Source organism: Acetobacter tropicalis, assembly GCF_030644465.1.
Taxonomy (GTDB): domain Bacteria; phylum Pseudomonadota; class Alphaproteobacteria; order Acetobacterales; family Acetobacteraceae; genus Acetobacter; species Acetobacter tropicalis.
In genome coordinates, this window is record NZ_JAUYUW010000001.1 from 629,333 (window position 1) to 647,596 (window position 18,264).

General features: G+C 57.0%; 16 protein-coding genes. 7 read left to right on the forward strand and 9 right to left on the reverse strand.

Features of this window, described 5'->3' with window-relative positions; genetic code table 11:
* Positions 1-108: 108 nt before the first annotated feature.
* Both QWU00_RS02805 and QWU00_RS02810 read right to left on the reverse strand, forming a co-directional pair.
* On the reverse strand, positions 109-312 hold the full coding sequence (locus QWU00_RS02805) for a cold-shock protein (RefSeq protein WP_006557943.1): 204 nt from the start codon (positions 310-312) through the stop codon (positions 109-111).
* Positions 313-440: 128 nt separating this feature from the next.
* Positions 441-1,127 carry a dienelactone hydrolase family protein gene (locus QWU00_RS02810; protein WP_035379573.1) on the reverse strand — a complete coding sequence of 229 codons (687 nt, stop codon included), beginning with the start codon at positions 1,125-1,127 and terminating at the stop codon, positions 441-443.
* Between the two features lie 212 nt (positions 1,128-1,339).
* On the opposite strand from QWU00_RS02810, the gene groES reads away from it, so the two are divergent.
* From groES to ade, 3 genes are all read left to right on the forward strand, one after another.
* On the forward strand, positions 1,340-1,633 hold the full coding sequence (groES, locus tag QWU00_RS02815; protein WP_035379617.1) for a co-chaperone GroES: 294 nt from the start codon (positions 1,340-1,342) through the stop codon (positions 1,631-1,633).
* Between the two features lie 54 nt (positions 1,634-1,687).
* On the forward strand, positions 1,688-3,328 hold the full coding sequence (gene groL, locus QWU00_RS02820) for a chaperonin GroEL (protein WP_006557940.1): 1,641 nt from the start codon (positions 1,688-1,690) through the stop codon (positions 3,326-3,328).
* A gap of 228 nt (positions 3,329-3,556) precedes the next feature.
* Complete coding sequence (gene ade / locus QWU00_RS02825; protein WP_035379615.1) at positions 3,557-5,260, forward strand: adenine deaminase; 1,704 nt, start codon at positions 3,557-3,559, stop codon at positions 5,258-5,260.
* 481 nt (positions 5,261-5,741) lie between these two features.
* Here ade and cysE read toward each other — a convergent pair whose 3' ends face one another.
* Together cysE and QWU00_RS02835 are read right to left on the reverse strand one after the other, a co-directional pair.
* A complete protein-coding gene (gene cysE / locus QWU00_RS02830; RefSeq protein ID WP_052051298.1) occupies positions 5,742-6,542 on the reverse strand; it encodes a serine O-acetyltransferase in 801 nt (266 codons plus the stop codon).
* 83 nt (positions 6,543-6,625) lie between these two features.
* A complete protein-coding gene (locus QWU00_RS02835) occupies positions 6,626-7,867 on the reverse strand; it encodes a UbiH/UbiF/VisC/COQ6 family ubiquinone biosynthesis hydroxylase (RefSeq protein WP_035379613.1) in 1,242 nt (413 codons plus the stop codon).
* A 213-nt stretch (positions 7,868-8,080) separates the two neighbouring features.
* Here QWU00_RS02835 and QWU00_RS02840 point away from each other — a divergent pair, with 213 nt between their 5' ends.
* Positions 8,081-8,419 carry a P-II family nitrogen regulator gene (locus tag QWU00_RS02840; RefSeq protein WP_035379569.1) on the forward strand — a complete coding sequence of 113 codons (339 nt, stop codon included), beginning with the start codon at positions 8,081-8,083 and terminating at the stop codon, positions 8,417-8,419.
* A gap of 1 nt (position 8,420) precedes the next feature.
* Here QWU00_RS02840 and QWU00_RS02845 read toward each other — a convergent pair whose 3' ends face one another.
* Both QWU00_RS02845 and QWU00_RS02850 read right to left on the reverse strand, forming a co-directional pair.
* Complete coding sequence (locus QWU00_RS02845) at positions 8,421-9,203, reverse strand: DUF4422 domain-containing protein (protein WP_304651022.1); 783 nt, start codon at positions 9,201-9,203, stop codon at positions 8,421-8,423.
* 178 nt (positions 9,204-9,381) lie between these two features.
* A complete protein-coding gene (locus tag QWU00_RS02850) occupies positions 9,382-10,344 on the reverse strand; it encodes a glycosyltransferase family 17 protein (RefSeq protein ID WP_081939028.1) in 963 nt (320 codons plus the stop codon).
* Between the two features lie 326 nt (positions 10,345-10,670).
* On the opposite strand from QWU00_RS02850, the gene QWU00_RS02855 reads away from it, so the two are divergent.
* Together QWU00_RS02855 and QWU00_RS02860 are read left to right on the forward strand one after the other, a co-directional pair.
* A complete protein-coding gene (locus QWU00_RS02855) occupies positions 10,671-12,065 on the forward strand; it encodes an ammonium transporter (protein WP_052051296.1) in 1,395 nt (464 codons plus the stop codon).
* Between the two features lie 201 nt (positions 12,066-12,266).
* Positions 12,267-12,770 carry a hypothetical protein gene (locus QWU00_RS02860; protein WP_035379567.1) on the forward strand — a complete coding sequence of 168 codons (504 nt, stop codon included), beginning with the start codon at positions 12,267-12,269 and terminating at the stop codon, positions 12,768-12,770.
* Between the two features lie 86 nt (positions 12,771-12,856).
* Here the strand turns inward: QWU00_RS02860 and QWU00_RS02865 are convergent, their stop codons facing one another.
* Genes QWU00_RS02865 through QWU00_RS02875 form a run of 3 tightly spaced genes read right to left on the reverse strand, consistent with a single transcriptional unit; the run spans position 12,857 to position 15,810 of the window.
* A complete protein-coding gene (locus QWU00_RS02865) occupies positions 12,857-13,813 on the reverse strand; it encodes an aspartyl protease family protein (RefSeq protein ID WP_187668669.1) in 957 nt (318 codons plus the stop codon).
* A 3-nt stretch (positions 13,814-13,816) separates the two neighbouring features.
* A complete protein-coding gene (gene pip / locus QWU00_RS02870) occupies positions 13,817-14,779 on the reverse strand; it encodes a prolyl aminopeptidase (protein ID WP_035379565.1) in 963 nt (320 codons plus the stop codon).
* A complete protein-coding gene (locus QWU00_RS02875; protein WP_035379563.1) occupies positions 14,776-15,810 on the reverse strand; it encodes a tyrosine recombinase XerC in 1,035 nt (344 codons plus the stop codon). Before QWU00_RS02875 ends, pip begins: the two co-directional genes overlap by 4 nt.
* A gap of 120 nt (positions 15,811-15,930) precedes the next feature.
* Here QWU00_RS02875 and QWU00_RS02880 point away from each other — a divergent pair, with 120 nt between their 5' ends.
* A complete protein-coding gene (locus QWU00_RS02880) occupies positions 15,931-18,192 on the forward strand; it encodes a primosomal protein N' (RefSeq protein ID WP_035379561.1) in 2,262 nt (753 codons plus the stop codon).
* Positions 18,193-18,264 lie beyond the last annotated feature (72 nt).

Here is an 18,264-nt window from a genome sequence, read left to right on the forward strand (position 1 = left end):
CAGATCGTGCCACAGGTGTCAGTTGGCATGGCTTTAGCGAAACCAACAGACAGTCTCTGCAGAGAGTGCGGAGCAGGTTGCGTAAACGCCCTCGCCCCGCAGGCAGCCTTAGAGAGGCTTGAGCTCTGTAGCAGCCACTTTGCCGCGCTCTGTCACGAGTTCATAAGAAATCTTCTCATTCTCATTCAGACCACGCAGGCCAGCAGCCTGAACAGCGGTGATGTGAACAAAAACGTCTTTGCCTCCATCATCAGGAGCGATGAAGCCAAAGCCTTTGGTGGCATTGAACCATTTTACTGTACCGGTCGGCATAGGCGGGTAACTTTCCCTGATAGTCTCCTGCCGGGCAACCATATGCCGGCTACAGGACCCCTCTATCCGCTCATGAAGCGGCGGGAATGTCAATCAAAATACCCCGCCTATGCGCGATTCCGGCAGTTTCAGCCCTTCAGATGCGCTTCCAGAAACGCCACACTGCGCTGCTGCGCCAGAAGGTAGGCCTCCGCGTTGAAAGACGAGCGTTCCGCGCAGCCAAAGCCATGCCCTGCCTCGTCATACACGAAAATTTCAATTCCCGGCTGCGCCTCCCTGATGGCGGTCACATCCATGTGAGGAATACTGCTATCCTGCCCGCCAAAATGCATTTCCACCGGGCAATGCGGAGTCTCGTTGCGGCTGGCGGCAATACCACCACCATACCAACAGACAGCGGCTGCAAAATCATGCGTATGGGTTGCGGCCTGCCATGCCAGCGTGCCGCCCCAACAATAGCCGATAATGCCCGGTTTGCTGCGACCGCTGCCACGTTTATGCGCCAGTGCCGCCGCACTTGCCCGCAGATCCAACAAGGTTTTTTCCTGGGGAATCTGGGCACGGAGAGCCAGGCCCTGATCAATTCCGGCCTTGTCATACCCCAGTTCCGTCCCCGGCTGGGCGCGATCAAACAGAGCGGGCGAAATCACATGAAAACCGCGAGCCGCAAAATCATCACACACATGGCGGATATGATCGTTCACGCCAAAAATTTCCTGCACCACAACAAGCGCATAGGGCAGATCTGCTCCGCCTACCTCATAGGCTGAAAAGCTGTGTCCGTCCTCAGCCTGTAGTGTGATTGCATGCCCCATGGCGGCGACTCCTTTTGCGTGAAGTGTTAAAACTGGAAGAAAGTTTTCCACATTTCTTGACTCTCGGGGAGGACAAACCTATCTCCTGTTCTGGCACTCCCGGGGTGGGAGTGCTAACGCAACGCGGCGTTCGTTACGCGCGGTAAAAGCAGGTGGTGTCGCTTCCAGACAAGGGCGCCACCGCAGCAAAAATGAATGTGGAGCGATCCATAATGACGAAGTTTCGTCCTTTACACGACCGAGTAGTCGTCCGTCGTCTCGAAAGCGAAGAGAAGACAGTTGGCGGCATTATTATCCCTGACACGGCCAAAGAAAAGCCGATGGAAGGCAAAGTGGTCGCAGTTGGTCCGGGTGCCCGTAATGAGCAGGGGCAGATCGTAGCGCTTGATGTCAAGGCTGGCGACAAGATCCTGTTCGGTAAATGGTCCGGCACAGAAGTGAAGATCGACGGTGAAGAGCTGCTGATCATGAAAGAAAGCGACATTCTGGGCATTATTTCCGCCTGAGTGACGCCCTGATCCGCTTTTCAATATTTAACTGATCCTCACAGGAGAATTTCAATGGCTGCCAAAGACGTAAAGTTTGGTGGTGACGCACGCCAGCGTATGCTGCGCGGTGTCGACATCCTTGCAGACGCTGTTAAGGTCACGCTCGGTCCCAAAGGCCGTAACGTTGTGCTGGACAAGAGCTTCGGCGCTCCCCGCATCACGAAGGACGGTGTGTCCGTCGCCAAGGAAATCGAACTTGCTGACAAGTTCGAAAACATGGGCGCACAGATGCTGCGCGAAGTGGCTTCCAAAACCAACGATATCGCTGGTGACGGCACGACCACTGCAACCGTTCTGGCTCAGGCCATTGTGCGTGAAGGCCACAAGGCCGTTGCCGCTGGCATGAACCCTATGGACCTCAAGCGCGGTATCGACAAGGCCGTTGCTGCGGTTGTTGAAGAACTGAAAAAGAACACCAAGAAGATCACCACCCCGGCTGAAACAGCCCAGGTTGGCACGATCTCCGCTAACGGTGAATCTGAAATCGGTCAGATGATCTCCGAAGCCATGCAGAAAGTTGGCTCCGAAGGCGTGATCACGGTTGAAGAAGCCAAGCACTTCCAGACAGAACTGGACGTGGTTGAAGGCATGCAGTTCGACCGCGGCTACATCTCTCCCTACTTCGTGACGAACACGGAGAAGATGACGGCTGATCTGGAAAACCCCTACATCCTGATCCATGAAAAGAAGCTGTCTTCTCTTCAGCCGATGCTGCCGCTGCTTGAAGCCGTTGTGCAGTCTGGCCGTCCGCTGCTGATCATTGCAGAAGACGTTGATGGTGAAGCGCTGGCAACCCTGGTTGTCAACAAGCTGCGCGGTGGCCTGAAAATTGCTGCTGTCAAGGCTCCTGGCTTTGGTGACCGTCGTAAAGCCATGCTGGAAGATATCGCTATCCTGACCGGTGGCCAGGTGATCAGCGAAGATCTGGGCATCAAGCTGGAAACCGTTACCCTGCCGATGCTGGGCACCGCCAAGAAGGTGCGTATCGACAAGGAAAACACCACCATTGTTGATGGTGCTGGCAAGTCTGACGACATCAAGGGCCGTTGCAAGCAGATCCGTGCGCAGATCGAGGAAACCACCTCTGACTACGACCGTGAAAAGCTGCAGGAACGTCTGGCCAAGCTGGCTGGCGGTGTTGCCGTGATCCGCGTTGGTGGCTCCACGGAAGTGGAAGTCAAGGAACGCAAGGACCGCGTTGATGACGCCCTGCACGCAACCCGCGCTGCAGTGGAAGAAGGCATTGTTCCTGGTGGTGGCACGGCTCTGGCTCGCGCTTCTGCCAACCTGTCTCACCTGCACTACCACAATGACGATCAGCGCGTTGGTGGTGACATCATCCGCAAGGCTCTGCAGGCTCCGCTGCGCCAGATCGCTCACAACGCTGGTGAAGATGGTGCGGTTATCGCCAACAAGGTGCTTGAATCCAAAGAATACGCTTTCGGGTTCGATGCACAGGCTGGCGAATACAAGAACCTGGTTGATGCCGGTATTATCGACCCGACCAAGGTTGTTCGCACGGCTCTGCAGGATGCAGCTTCTGTTGCCGGTCTGCTGATCACCACCGAAGCTATGGTGGCAGAACGCCCGGAAAAGAAAGCGGCTCCGGCTGGCGGCCCTGACATGGGCGGCATGGGCGGTATGGACTTCTAAGGTCCTTTTTCCTTACCGTTTTGGACGGCGGCTCCGGCTGCGTTCCGAAACGGGCGGAAAGCCTGAAAGGCGAGTGGCAACTTTGGTTGCCCTCGCCTTTTTCTTTTAAAGAAACAGCATTTGCCTTCCCCACCCGTATCAGGAACAATAACGGATCGGGGCTGATGAGGATTTTTGGAGACTGAGGCCTCAGCCAGCCTCCTGCTTTACGGGGGAAATGAAACAGGCATGACAGGCAGCACACTTTCCAACCGCATTGCACAAGGTTGCGGAACTGAAATAGCGGATACGGTCATCAAGAATGTCCGGCTGTTTGATCTGGTGACCGGAGAGCTTATTCCCACGGATATCGCCCTGTGTGGGGACAGAATTGTCGGCACGCTGGACACGTACGAGGGCAAGCGCGTTATTGAAGGCCGGAACCGTATTGCCGTACCGGGCTTCATTGATACGCACCTGCACGTTGAATCCTCGCTGATCACGCCTTTTGAATTTGACCGCTGCGTTCTACCCCATGGTGTAACCACCGCCATTTGCGACCCGCACGAAATGGCGAACGTCCTGGGGCGGGCAGCGCTGGACTACTTCACGGAAGCCGCGACCCGCACCATCATGGATCTACGGGTCAATCTCTCCAGTTGTGTGCCTTCTACGGCGCTGGAAACCTCCGGCGCATGCCTTCGGGCCGCAGACCTTGCCCCTTACCGCACACACCCCAAGGTGATCGGCCTGGCGGAATTCATGAACATTCCGGGGGTTCTGAACTGTGACCCGGAGTGCATAGAAAAGCTGGAAGCCTTTGAAGGCTGCCATATTGATGGACATGCGCCCCTTATGCGGGGCCGCAAGCTGAATGGCTATCTGGCGGCTGGCATCACCACCGATCATGAAGCCACCACAGCCGAAGAAGCCTTGGAGAAAATCCGTAAAGGCATGATGGTGCTGATCCGCGAAGGCTCCGTCTGCAAGGATCTCAGAGCCCTTGTGCCTTTGCTCACACCACAGACGGCACAGTTCTTCGCGTTCTGCACGGATGACCGTAACCCGCTTGAAATCGCCCATGAGGGCCATCTGGATTACCTCATCCGGCTTGCTATCTCTCTGGGCGTGGAGCCTCTGGCCGCCTATCGCTGTGCCACACTCAGCGCGGCACAGGCTTTTGGCCTGCGGGACAGAGGGCTGATCGCCCCCGGCCGCCGCGCGGATATTGTCCTGCTGGATGACCTGCGCGAATGCCGTGTTTCAGACGTGATCAGCGCGGGCAGACTGGTAAATGATGCCCTGTTTGAAACACGGGATATCCTCCCCGCAACAGGTATTGGCAGCGTGCAACTCCCTGCCCCCGTGACTGCCGTTGATATGCTTGTGCATGGTGATGGAACAGAACGCCCCGTTATTGGCCTGATACCGGGCCAGATCATAACGCCTTTCCTCAAGGCCGATCTGCCTACCGAGGAGAGCGTGGTGCTGCCAGATGTCACGCAGGATATTGCCGCTGTCTGTGTGGTGGCGCGCCACGGGCATAACGACAACATAGGTCGGGGCTTTGTGAAGGGCTTTGGTCTGACCAGTGGGGCCATTGCCTCCTCCGTGGGGCATGACAGTCACAATATCTGCGTAGTGGGCATGGACCCGGCTGACATGGCAGAGGCTGTGAACCATCTGGAAAAGCTGGGCGGAGGCTTTGTTGTTGTGCAGCACGGTAAGGTTCTGGCGGACATGCCCCTGCCCGTGGCTGGCCTGATGAGCGATGCACCGTTCGAGACCGTACGTGACCAGCTTATCACGCTCCGGGCCGCTGCCCGCACCCTCGGCTGCACGCTGGAAGAACCCTTCCTGCAACTGGCCTTCCTACCGCTGCCCGTTATTCCCCACCTGAAAATCACGGATTTCGGGATGGTCGATGTGAACAGAATGGAAGTGCTCTCCTGAATCCTCGCCTACGTCCCGAGAAAGCCATAGCCTCCCGTCGCCGTCCCGCTCACTTGCTTTTTTAAGGGGCTTTAGAAAGTGATTGCCCCCTCCCCAGACCGGAGGCTGGGAGGCTGGGAGGCTGGGAGGCTGGGAGGCTGGGAGGCTGGGAGGCTGGGAGGCTGGGAGGCTGGGAGGCTGGGAGGCTGGGAGGCTATTCAAAAGGTGCAGTCCCAAGCAACGCAAGGGATTTTTGGGGCTAGAACGGGCCTTTGAAGAGCATCGGACAAAAGAAAAACCGGGGGACAACAAACAAGAAGCCTTTAGGGCGAACGTTTACCCACGCTGGTGAGAGAAACGTCTCTCGTTTCTTTGTCCCATCAGGATGAGAAAGCCCGTTGTTCGGCGTGGAAGCAGAGTGCGTGTGAAAAACACACTCTGCTTCCACTTCCTATTTTCTCTTAGGCGCGGAGATTGCGGGGGGCCTTAGACTGCAAGCCGCTCAGATAATATAGTCAATCGGCGGTAGCATCTGGTCCATGGTCAGGGCAGGCATGCCGGAATGACGCGTTCCCACCTTGCGGGCCGGGTTACCAACCACAGTGGTAAAGGGCGGCACGGATTCCAGCACAATGGACCCCGCCCCAATTTTCGCACCTTCCCCAATTTCAATATTGCCCAGCACCTTCGCCCCGGCACCAATCAAGACACCACGGCGCACCTTGGGGTGTCGGTCACCGCTGTGTTTGCCGGTTCCGCCTAGGGTAACTTCCTGCAACAGGGAAACGTCATCCTCGATAATGCAGGTTTCACCCACCACAATGCCTGTGCCGTGATCAAACAATATCCGTCTGCCCAGACGGGCTGCCGGGTGAATATCCACGCCAAACAGTTCGGAGGCGCGGCTTTGCAGATGCAACGCCAGATGCCGCCTGCCCTCATGCCAGAGCCAGTGCGCAATGCGATAGCTCTGCACGGCATGAAACCCTTTGAAGAACAGGAACGGCGTAACATAATCCGGGCAGGCAGGATCACGTTCCCGAATAGCCACCATATCGGCTGCGGCAGCACACACAATCTCGGGCTGCGCGTCCAGCCCTTCCATCACCAGTTCAGAGAGCGCATCTGCCGCAACGGAGCGATCCCCCAGCTTGCGCCCCAACAGGGCAGCCAGTGCGGAGGCAAAATCGGAGTGGCTGCGGATACCCGTGGCCAGCAGGCCGCGCACCAGAGGGTCATTGCAGACACACGCCTGGGCGATCATCTGTTGCCACAGGACTTCCAGTTGAGGGCCGCACGCCATGCTGGCCTCATCAAAATGACTGGATAGAACAGAATTGGAATGCACCTTGTTCATCGGTGAGTTCTCTCCAGAATGAGAAACGATCACATCCCCATGGCGTGGCGCACAAAAGCCTTGCGCAGCTTGGGAAAGCGGTTGACGCCTGCAATACCCAGATCACGCGCCAGACGAATAACGGGATTGTTGTTGCTGAACAGTCTATCAAGAGTATCTGTTGCCGCAAGCATCAGCATATTGGCGGGCCGACATCGCGCCTGATACCGCGCCAGCAACGCCGAGCCACCCAGATCCTCGCCCTTTGCGTGCGCAGTAATCATAATGTCACTCAGCGCGATAATATCCCGAAACCCCAGATTAAGCCCCTGCCCTGCAATAGGGTGAATGCCATGGGCGGCATCCCCAACAAGCAGCAGGCGCGTATCCGTGTAACGCTGCGCATATTGAGCAGAAAGCGGATAGGTCCAGCGCCGCCCCACCGGCGTCACCTTGCCCAGCCGGGTGTTCCCCATACGGCGTTCGATCTCGCGGGCAAACACCTCATCCGGCAGAGCGGCAAACCGTTCGGCTACGCCATCCTTATCACTCCACACAATAGCGGACAGATAGGGGTGGCTCTCTGTTCCGGTCATGGGCAGTTGGGCAAAGGGGCCTGCGGGCAGAAAATGTTCCAACGCGCCGTTATCATGCGGGAATTCATGCGCAATGGCGCAGACAATGGCCGTCTGCCCGTAGGACAGTTTGGTCAATGGAATACCAGCTTGCGAACGCAGGCGGCTTTTCCGGCCATCCGCCGCGACGACGACAGAAGCGCGGAAGGTCCGGCCATCGTGCAGCCGCACCGTCGCGCCATCAGCCTGCCGTTCCACAGTCGCTTCTGCCGGGGCCAGAACCGTCAGGTTGGGCTGAGTGTGCAAGGTTTCATTCAGAGCCACACGGAGCGCCCGTGCCTCCACCATCCAGCCAAACGGCTGGGAGGCATCGTCCCGCGTAAATTCCAGAAACAGGGAGGACGCTGGTTCGCCCGGCCGACCGTCCGTTACCAGAATATCCTCAATGGGGCAGGACTCCAGCGGCAGAACCTCCCACACACCTGCTTCTTCCAGCAGCTTCTTGGGGCCAGCGGCGATGGCGTAGGCGCGCCCATCAAAATCGGGGTGTTCCATGGGCGGAAGGTCGGCACGGTCAATAATGGCGACCGTGATCCCTTCCTTGGCAAGCCGGCACGCCAGCGTTGCCCCAACCGGCCCAGCGCCAACAATGCAGACATCAACATCCGGCAGCGTCTGGCCTGCGGGCGTGGTGTCATGAACAGTGGAGGCAACCATGGTCTTCATTCCTTATGCACATACCCCGGGCGTAAAACAGGCCCGAGGTTCTGGAGGTCTCTCTTCTACCCTACCCCCGCAGAAAGGCCAAAGACGGAGGCTCGTCAACGCTGGAAAAATCTGGCATGTTGCCTCCGTAATGAATTTAACACTCATAAGGCCTCCTGCCTTACAGGACACCTTATGTCTGGAGCCAGAAGGAACACAGGCCAGATGAAGCTGGTGACCGCGATTATAAAGCCCTTCAAGCTTGATGATGTTCGTGAAGCTCTGGCCCCGCTTGGTATTCAGGGCCTTACTGTCTCTGAAGTCAAAGGTTTTGGCCGCCAGAAAGGCCAGACAGAAATCTACCGCGGCGCAGAATACCGCATCAGCTTCCTGCCCAAGATCAAAGTGGAAATTGCCGTATCCGACACACTGGTCGATCAGGTAATTGAAGCCGTGCTGGACGCCGCCCACACCGGCAAGATTGGCGATGGCAAGATTTTTGTGAGCGAACTGGAACGGGTGATCCGTATCAGAACCCGCGAGACGGGAAATGACGCCTTATAATTTACGAAATACCAACGATTTCCCTGGAGGCCACGCAGACTGTTCCTCTATTGTAGCAAATCCAGACATTGAGAAGGCGTTCTGAAATAAAACCAAAAGCGCGTTTCTGGTAGTCATCATAGGCTTTGTAGAAGGGCATTTTCTGCAATTTGAACAAAATGGGAAAGAGCCACGCGCAATAACGATCCAGCACCTCTTTCCTTGCCACCACCATATTGCAGAGAGACAACGCTTTTCCATTCATGACAAAGTCAAATGCCGAGAGATACTGGGGTGCCTCTTGGGCAATAACTTCCCTGACCAGATACATGTCCCAAGCCCCATGCATCACCGCATAGTCTTCCAGCAAAGACACACTGATATGATTGGGGTAGGCAGCAATAAGGTCCACCCCATCACTGAACTCGGCAAAATCGTCACGACTGGCGATTCTGGGTCCCGTTACAGCCTCTGATCTCTCTTCATTCCAGAACTGATCCGTCCAATGCCAGCGCTGCCCAAAATAGCGCCTGTAATGCACCAATCCGGTAATGGCATGATGTGTATTTTTCCAGATCCAGTAAAGTGCCGTCAATTCACAGAAATTCTTATTCAAATAAGAAATATTGTCTCCTGAATCATCACGACAATACCTCAAATTTTCCGTTGTCAGCGCGGCTCCTACCTGTATAGGCGTATAAAGCGTGTCAACCGGTGCTTTGAACGGTTTGTGCGTTGCAACATAAATTCTCAAATCAGACATCCAAGATTTCCCGGCAGAGCATACTCTCTCAACTTCGCTCACTTCGTTCTCCCAAGTCCCGGCGCCATTTTCTGGGGCATGGACTCAAGCACTTAAAGCCTCAGGGACTGCTTTTTTCCGGTAGAGGTTGCGGTGTTCCCCTCAACAACACGCCAACAGAAAGCAGCGGGACCATCTCCCAAAAGCGCCTTTCCCACTCCCGCTGTCTCCATCCTTATTTTTACAGCGTGATATCTGACAAATGTGCGTATTCCTGCGGGGTCACCCATGAAAGCACTTCCTGCGGCGTGTTCTCATGTTTCACAAGGCGAGCATATTGCTGACAGACGTTTTTATATAACCCCTGCAATTCCGCCATGGCTTCATAAATATCCTTAATAAACCCAAGTTCTTTATAATAGGTTTGATTGTCGTTAATAATCAAAGGGTATTCAGGATAGGAAATAGGCACAAAGCGGCACGTTTCCTTGAAATTCCCAACAACACCACCGGAAATAATATGGTTTTTCAAAGCATCTCCCTTGCGCATTGCTGATGGCCACAGATCATGCGCGTGAGAATATGATTCAAATTTATATTTTAACCGCTCAATTCCGCCCAAGTGTGTGAAGTGCCAACCAGAATTATGCAGATCAAGCATTTTCCCTTTGAGCCCCAAATCAGCCGCTATCTTAGTGCGGTCCCATCGGGCCGTGGATAAATTCTCAAACCCAACCAGATATTTCTTGCGTGTGGCGTAACAGGCGCTCCAGCCATTATCGGACTGTTTCAAGTTCATGTAGAATTGAAACATAGGCATGTTGAACGTAACAAACCCGTCAAAATTGGATGCTTCAAGAATAGTTTTGGGCCTGACCAATTCATCAACGTCCGCAATAATGAACATGTCATCATCATCAGCCTGAGCTGCGACACGCAATAACGCGTTTCTCTGGTAATATTCGCGCTGAAAAGGGTCATGCGTTTCAGGAAAATCATCTATCTGCACGTAGATGATCTTTTCCCGCCACGGAAGAAATCTTTCCTTGTTCTCAAAAAAATAACGGGGCTTTTCATGATTGGTGAATGTACGGTTTGATTCGCAGATAACAAAATAATCAACAACCGGATCCATCAGCTTCAATCTGATTTCCAGCATTTCCAGTTCGTTGAAAAATGGAAAGCAATCATATATCTTCGGCATCTTGGCTCCACGAGACGGGGCTACGTCATTCTACACTGTTGCCTGGAGCATACAAAAATTATTAGCTAAATGTAAATACTCGGAAAACCGATAAATATTTGAATAATTTCTATTTTATAAAATAAAAGCATTCAGAATTATTATAAGAGTCCATTTTCATTTTCCAGCTATAAACACCGCCTGTTCTTGGGCAGATCGTGCACCTTCTCCATGTTTACTGAAAGAACCGAATAGGTTACGATCCCAAAAGAAATAAGGTATCAATCCAAGGTTACCATTTTTGCCTTTGCTGTCCCCGCACAGCATTACAGGGAGAACAAGACTCCATGGCCTCGCGGTCCTTTACGGTTTCGCCTGTTTCAGGCGGTTTGAACAGGCAGGCAGTTATTTCCGCTTTGGTGGGTGGTATTCTGCTTCTTCCCTCCGGTTTTGCCCATGCAGCGGATGCTGGGCCTGCCATTGATACGGGTGATACCGCATGGATGCTGATCAGCACCGCACTGGTGTTGATGATGACCATTCCCGGTCTGGCGCTGTTCTACGCGGGCATGGTGCGCAAGAAAAACGTGCTGGCAACGCTCATGCAGTCCTTCGCGCTGTGCTGCATCATGTCCATTGTCTGGATGGTGGCCGGATATTCCCTTGCCTTCACCACCGGCTCCCCATGGATTGGCGGGCTCTCCCGCATGTTTCTGAATGGTCTTGGCGCCCATATTCATAATGGTTCGGATATCGCCTTCACGCTGGGAGCGGATTCTCCTAACGCCACGACCATGACCATCCCTGAGAGCATCTTCATGATGTTCCAGATGACATTTGCCATCATTACCCCAGCACTGATCTCCGGCGCGTATGCGGAACGCATGAAGTTCAGCGCCATGTGCGTGTTCTCCATCATCTGGTCTCTGGTTGTGTATGCGCCCATCGCCCATTGGGTATGGAGCCCGATCGGCTGGCTGGCTGGCCTTGGCACAGCAGACTTTGCTGGCGGCACTGTGGTGCATATCAATGCCGGTATTGCCGGGTTGGTCTGCGCACTTATGCTGGGCCGCCGGAAAGGGTACGGGCAGGATGATCTCTCCCCCTTCAACCTGACCTACGCCATTATCGGGGCCTCCCTGCTGTGGGTTGGCTGGTTCGGGTTCAATGCGGGGTCTGCCGTTGGTGCAAATGGTCGTGCGGGCATGGCCATGGCCACCACCCAGATTGCCGCAGCAGGGGCTGGGGTTGCATGGATGCTGGCTGAATGGCTGCGCACCGGCAAACCGACCGTGCTGGGTGTGATCTCCGGCGCTGTGGGTGGGCTTGTTGCCATTACACCCGCTGCGGGCTTCGTGCTGCCCGGCAACGCATTGATTATCGGCCTGATTACCGGCGTTGTCTGCTTCTGGAGCGCGACCTCCCTCAAACACCTGCTGGGCTATGATGACAGTCTGGACGCCTTTGGCGTGCACGGCGTGGGCGGGATTGTGGGCGCATTGCTGACAGGCGTTTTCGCCTATGGTCCGCTTTCTGCAACAGATGCCAACCCCACGGGCATTGTGGGTTCTCTCCACCAGCTTGTGGTGCAGAGTGAAGCTGTGATTGTCACCATTCTGTGGTGTGGGGCGGTTTCTTTCATTCTGCTGAAGGTGATCGACATGACCATGGGCCTGCGTGTCACGGCCGATCAGGAACTGGAAGGGCTGGACATGTCCCTGCATGGGGAACGGATCAACTAAGTTCCGTCTGCCCTCTTTCAATTCTGAACCCCTCCCCGCGCCAACCGCAGGGAGGGGTTTTTCATGTCTGGGGCTGATTTTGCTTCCAGAACAAGACGGTCGTTTCCAAACACACAACTTCATCATATGCTGCTGATAATTCAGGGCGTGACGGCATGGGGCCGTATTTCCAACCCTGGCTTTGGATGAGGTTTTGTCAGCATGACATCTTCTGCCCGCATTACGCTGGCCGCACTGGCCTTGAGCTGCGCCACCGCACTTTCCGCCCCCGCAGCTCACGCTCTGACTGCAAAAGAGTGCCACCAGAGTTTTGCCGCAGCACGGACTGCTGGCACCCTGAACGGCAAGAGCTACAAGGAATTCAAGGCCGCCACCTGTGATGCGCCTGCAGGTGCCGCCACCACAGCGCCAACTGCATCCGCCCCCAAGGAAACCGCACCGGCCACAGCACCCGCAGCCACCACCGGCACCACGCCTACGGAAGCTGCCAAGCCTGCCACGACTCCCGTCAGTTCAAGCGGCGTGATCTTTCCGTCCGCCGTTGCCTCTCAATACGCCAACCTGAGCGCAGGCAAAGGCCGAATGAAGACCTGTCTAGACCAGTATAACGCCAACAAGACCAGCGGTGGCAACGGGTCCCTCAAATGGATTCAGAAGGGTGGTGGCTACTACAGCCAGTGCAACACACGCCTGAAGGGCGGCTAAAATACTCTGCCGGAACGCCTGCGGGATGTTCCGGCCTCTTCAAGATAACCGTTCCCCGTGTTGCGAAAAAAACGGGGGGCGTGCTCCTACCGTTTGAGAGACGGCATGACGTACAGCTTGCCGGTCCGGTAAGAAATCCAGACTTTGTGCGCCGCAAACCAGTCTGATCCAAGCAGCATATCCACGGAATCCTGAATGGGGGCCACGGTCAGAACCGGGGCTTTTTCTTCTTCAAGCCCGTATTTCAATGACCGAAATTTGTGCCAGTGATACACCTGCCGGTGCCCATCCACACCGCTGGTAATTCCACCGGGATCAGCCTCCAGCATGGTGGACGTCCCCCCCAGACGAGCCACAACGGCCTCTGAGACAATGCGCGAACGTGCGCCGCTATCCACCAACGCTTTCAACGGCTTTCCATCCAGTTCCACCTGAATGGTCACGCGCCGTCCGTCAAACTGCATGGGCAAGGCGCGGTAGATCACATGCCAATCCTGCGGCCCGGCACACACAGCTGATGTTTTGCTGGTGTCCCAGAACGTCAGCCAACCACCGGCCACATCAAATTCCACATCATAGCGGGAGAGCAGATCTCCCCCCACCAACCCTTCTATTGGGGGCTGGGTCTGTGGCTTTCCGGGTAGATATCCAACAGGGATAGACAGCGGCCCCGTCTCCAGACCGCCCATTTTGAAGCTCTGCACAATCACGTTTGGCACCAGACGGCCTAGCCCCCCCGTGCCGCGCACCACCGTATGCACGGAAGGATCAAGCGAAAGACCGAACTGGTCCGCCCCTTCAGGCGAAATCAGACTTCCCTCAGACCCGGTATCCACAATCATGCTTGCGGGATGGCCGTTGATCTCCACCGGCGCATTCAGAAAACCGGCATCATTCCGCAAGGGCAAACGTGCCACGCGCTCATGCTTGCACGCCCCTTCTGCCCCGCTGGCTGGCTGCGGCGCAAAAGCACTCACCACGGCCATCAATGCCATGGAAGATGCAAAAGCCAGATGGCGGGGAAAGGAGCATACGTGCGTCATGGCTCAGGCCAGTTCCCGCGCGAAGCGGTCCGTGGCATTCAACAATGCCGTCAGGATACCGGGTTCAAACAAGGCGTGGCCTGCGGCATCAATCAGATGAAACTCCGCTTCCGGCCATGCGTCATGCAGGTCCCATGCCGTGCGGACCGGGGTGGCCATATCATACCGCCCCTGCACAATCACGGTAGGGATATGCCGGATACGGTCCACATTCCGAATCAACTGGCCTTCTTCCAGCCAACCGCCATGCACGAAATAATGGTTTTCAATGCGCGAGAACGCCAAAGCGTAATCGGCCTCTTCGTGCTGCTGTTCAATTGCTGGGGCAGGAAGAAGGGTGAGAGTCCGGCCTTCCCAAAGGCTCCACGCCACGGCAGCCTTGTGCTGTTCCGCCACATCGCCCGATGTCAGACGTTTGCGATAAGCCGCCATCAGATCACCGCGCTCGGCTACCGGTATTGGGGCGAGAAAGTCTGCCCATTTGTCTGGAAAAATCCAGGATGCACCTTCCTGATAATACCAGAGCAGCTCCGCCCGGCGGAGCGTGAAAATGCCCCGCAACATCAGGGCCTGAACACGGTCCGGATGCGTCTGTGCATAGGCCAGCGCCAGAGTGGACCCCCACGAGCCACCAAAAACAGCCCATTTCTCCACACCACACTGTTCACGCAAGCGTTCAATATCCGCCACCAGATGCCACGTGGTGTTGTTCTCCAAACACGCATGCGGGCGGGACCGCCCACAGCCACGCTGGTCAAACAGCACAATGCGATACAGGGAAGGATCAAACAGCCGCCGTTGAGCCGCATTGCAGCCGCCCCCCGGCCCCCCATGCAGGAAAACCACCGGAACGCCATCCGGGTTACCACATTCCTCCCAGTAAATCTGGTGGCCCTCACCTGTATCCAGATAGCCATGTTTGTAGGGATCAATCTCTGACCACGGGGCGCGGTAGGCGGGTGTCATGAGGTGTGGGGTCCTTCTTTTTCCAAAACTGGTTCGGAGCGCGGTGCAGAAGCCGTTGCAGAGCGCGTTTCACCCTGAACGCCGGAACCGGCCCGAGGGTGAGCACGGCTCCAGACATCCAGCAATCGCGCCTCATCAGCCAATGTATAGCGCTGTGTGGTGGAAAGGCTGGCATGGCCGAGCAATTCCTGAATCACACGCAGATCCGCCCCGCCTTCCATCAAATGCGTGGCGAAGGAATGGCGGAGCGCATGGGGCGTAACATGGTCTGGCAGGCCAGCCAGCCCACGCCATTCCCGCATGGCCTTCTGCGCCACGCCGGGTTGCAGCCGCCCCCCGCGCACGCCGGGGAAAAGCGGCTCCCCCGCCAAAGGAGACGGATGATGTTTCAGCCAATGCTCCAGCGCCTGCTGCACCTGCGGCAACACAGGCACCAGCCGTTCCTTGTTACCCTTCCCCTTGATGCGCAACACGCCGCTGGATGTCATCACACCCAGATCACCCACATTCAGGTTCAGCGCTTCTGAAATACGCAACCCACACCCATACAGCAGCAGGAAGAGTGCCCCATCCCGTTGCTGCGCCATATCCGTATGGGCAAGAGCCGCAATATCTTCCGGCACGGCTTTGGCATCCTGCACACTCAGGGGCCGAGGCAACGGCTTTTTGGTGCGCGGCGTGGCCAGCAAACCAACTGCCGGGTTTTCCACCCCATGCCGCCGCGCCAGATAGCGAAAGAAAGACCTTACAGCCGAAACCCGGCGCGAGCGTGTGCGCGCCGCGCGGTCTGGCGTGCTCTTGCGCACCGTGGCACTGGCGGCCTTTGCCTGTTCATGCGCAAGCCAGGCCCGCATATCCCGCAGGCTTATTTTGGCCAGCCCCGCCATATCAGGCAGGCCGTTCAGGTGCTCGGCCATGAACCCCAAAAAACGGGCCAGATCAGCCCGATAGGCTTCAACAGTCAGCGGTGAAGCGCGCCTTTCCGTGGTCATCCACGCCAGAAAAGTCTGGACGGCCTCTTCCGCAGTCATGCTTCCTCCTTACGCCTCTGAACGGTCTGGCCGCACCTGAAACAACGCCTTACTTGGTCAGAGTTTTTCTTCTCACGCAAGCACTGTTCTTTGGCCGCACAGCCGCTTAAACAGGAACACATGGTGCCAGCTTCCTTCTCCTCCCTTCTGCCTGAGCCGGACAGCCCGACCACCCCGGCGCGGCAGCGGCAAAGGGTGTCTGTTCTGCTGCCCATGCCGTTTCCCGGCCCCTTTGATTACGCCGCCCCGGCCGAGATGGCGCTGAAACCGGGAGACATTGTGGGGGTGCCGCTGGGCCGCAGGCGCGAGACAGGCGTGGTGTGGGAATCAGTCCCCGCCCTACCCGCAGATTTTGCCCCCCCGCCACAACGCACGGTAGAAGCGGCGCGCCTGCGCCCGGTGGCTGAACTGCTGGACCTGCCGCCTCTTTCTGCTGAACTCCGGCATTTTATTGACTGGGTAGCGGCCTATACGCTCTCACCCCCCGGCATGGTGCTGGCCATGACCTTGCGGCTGCATATGCGGGGCGTGCCCACCCCAAGCACTGGCTGGCTGGCCGCCTCCCCTTTGCCAGAAACTCTGCGCATAACCCCCGCCCGGCAAAAAGTGCTGACCCTGCTGCAGGACGGCACGGCCCGCACCACCACGGATATTGCAAATGCTGCCGCCGTGGGGCCGGGCGTGGTGAAGGGGCTGGCCGATGCTGGAGCCCTGAAAGCCGTCAAACTTGGCCCGGAACGCCCGTTTGATGCGCCGGACCCGCACCACAAACCACCCGTGCTGGAAGGGGAGCAGGCAACCGCAACCGCCGCCCTGCGCCAGACCGTGCAGGAAGGCGGCTTCTCCGTCACGTTGCTGGAAGGGGTAACGGGTTCCGGCAAGACGGAAATCTATCTGGAAGCCATTGCCGCCTGCCTTGAACAGGGCAAACAGGCACTGGTGCTTCTGCCTGAAATTGCGCTTTCCGCCCAATGGATGCAGCGCTTTACCCGCCGTTTTGGCACCCAGCCCGCCATCTGGCATTCTGAAATTGGGCAGCGCGCCCGGCGGCTGACATGGCACGCAGCAGCGGATGGCAGCGCCACGGTGGTGGTTGGCGCACGCTCCGCCCTCTTTCTGCCGTTTGAAAAACTCGGCCTGATTATTGTGGATGAAGAACACGAATCCCTCTTCAAACAGGAAGAAGGGGTGATCTACAACGCGCGGGATATGGCCGTGGTACGCGCGCGGCTTTCCGGTTTTCCCATCATGCTGGTGTCTGCCACCCCCAGCCTTGAAACGCTGGCCAATGTGGAAGCTGGCCGGTACCGCCACCTTGTTCTGCCCTCACGCCATGGGGGAGCATCGCTGCCGGAAACCCGGATTCTGGACATGCGGGACCACCCGCCACCACGCGGGCTGTTTCTCTCCCCCGCCCTGACAGAAGAAATGACCGCCACCTTTGAGCGGCAGGAACAGGCCATGCTGTTCCTCAATCGCCGGGGGTATGCGCCGCTCACCCTCTGCCGCGCCTGCGGGCACCGTATGGAATGCCCCCATTGCACCGCATGGCTGGTGGAACACCGGGCCAAAAAACTGCTCTCCTGCCATTATTGCGATCACACCGAGCCCATGCCCCCCACCTGCCCCACCTGTGGGGCGGAGAACAGTCTGACCGCCATTGGCCCCGGCATTGAACGCATTACGGAAGAAGCCAGAAATCTGTTTCCCGATGCCCGTATTCTGGTGATGGCGAGCGATACGCTCGGCGGCCCTGCCGCTACGGCGGAAGCTGTCGCCAAAATCTCCCGTCGGGAGGTTGATCTTGTTATCGGCACGCAGATTGTCGCCAAGGGCTGGCATTTTCCACATCTGACTCTGGTTGGCATTGTGGATGCTGATCTTGGCCTTGGAGGCGGAGATTTACGCGCTGGCGAGCGCACCATCCAGCTTCTGCATCAGGTGGCAGGTCGAGCAGGGCGCGCCAGCACACCGGGGCGCGTGCTGTTGCAAAGTTACACGCCGGAACACCCGGTCATGCAGGCGCTTCTGTCTGGGGATTTTGATGCCTTCATGGCGCAGGAAGCCGCTCAACGCCGCCCCGGCTTCTGGCCGCCTTATGGTCGGCTGGCGGCCCTGATCATCAGCGCGGAAGATGCCAGGGAAGCCGATGCAACGGCCGCCGAACTTGGCCGTAAAGCGCCGTATGGAGAGGGCATACAAGTGCTTGGCCCCGCCCCTGCCCCCATTGCCGTTCTACGCAACCGCCACCGCCGCCGTATTCTGCTACGTACTGTCCGCAGCATTGCGGTGCAGCCCATCCTCCGCCGCTGGCTGAGCATGGTCAAACCCGGCAAAGGCGTGCGTGTGGACGTGGATATTGACCCGGTCTCCTTCCTGTAATGAGCCAGGAAAGCCGAAATAACCAGAAACCTATTACACTATTACTGCAATAATACGCACGTGCTCTCCCTT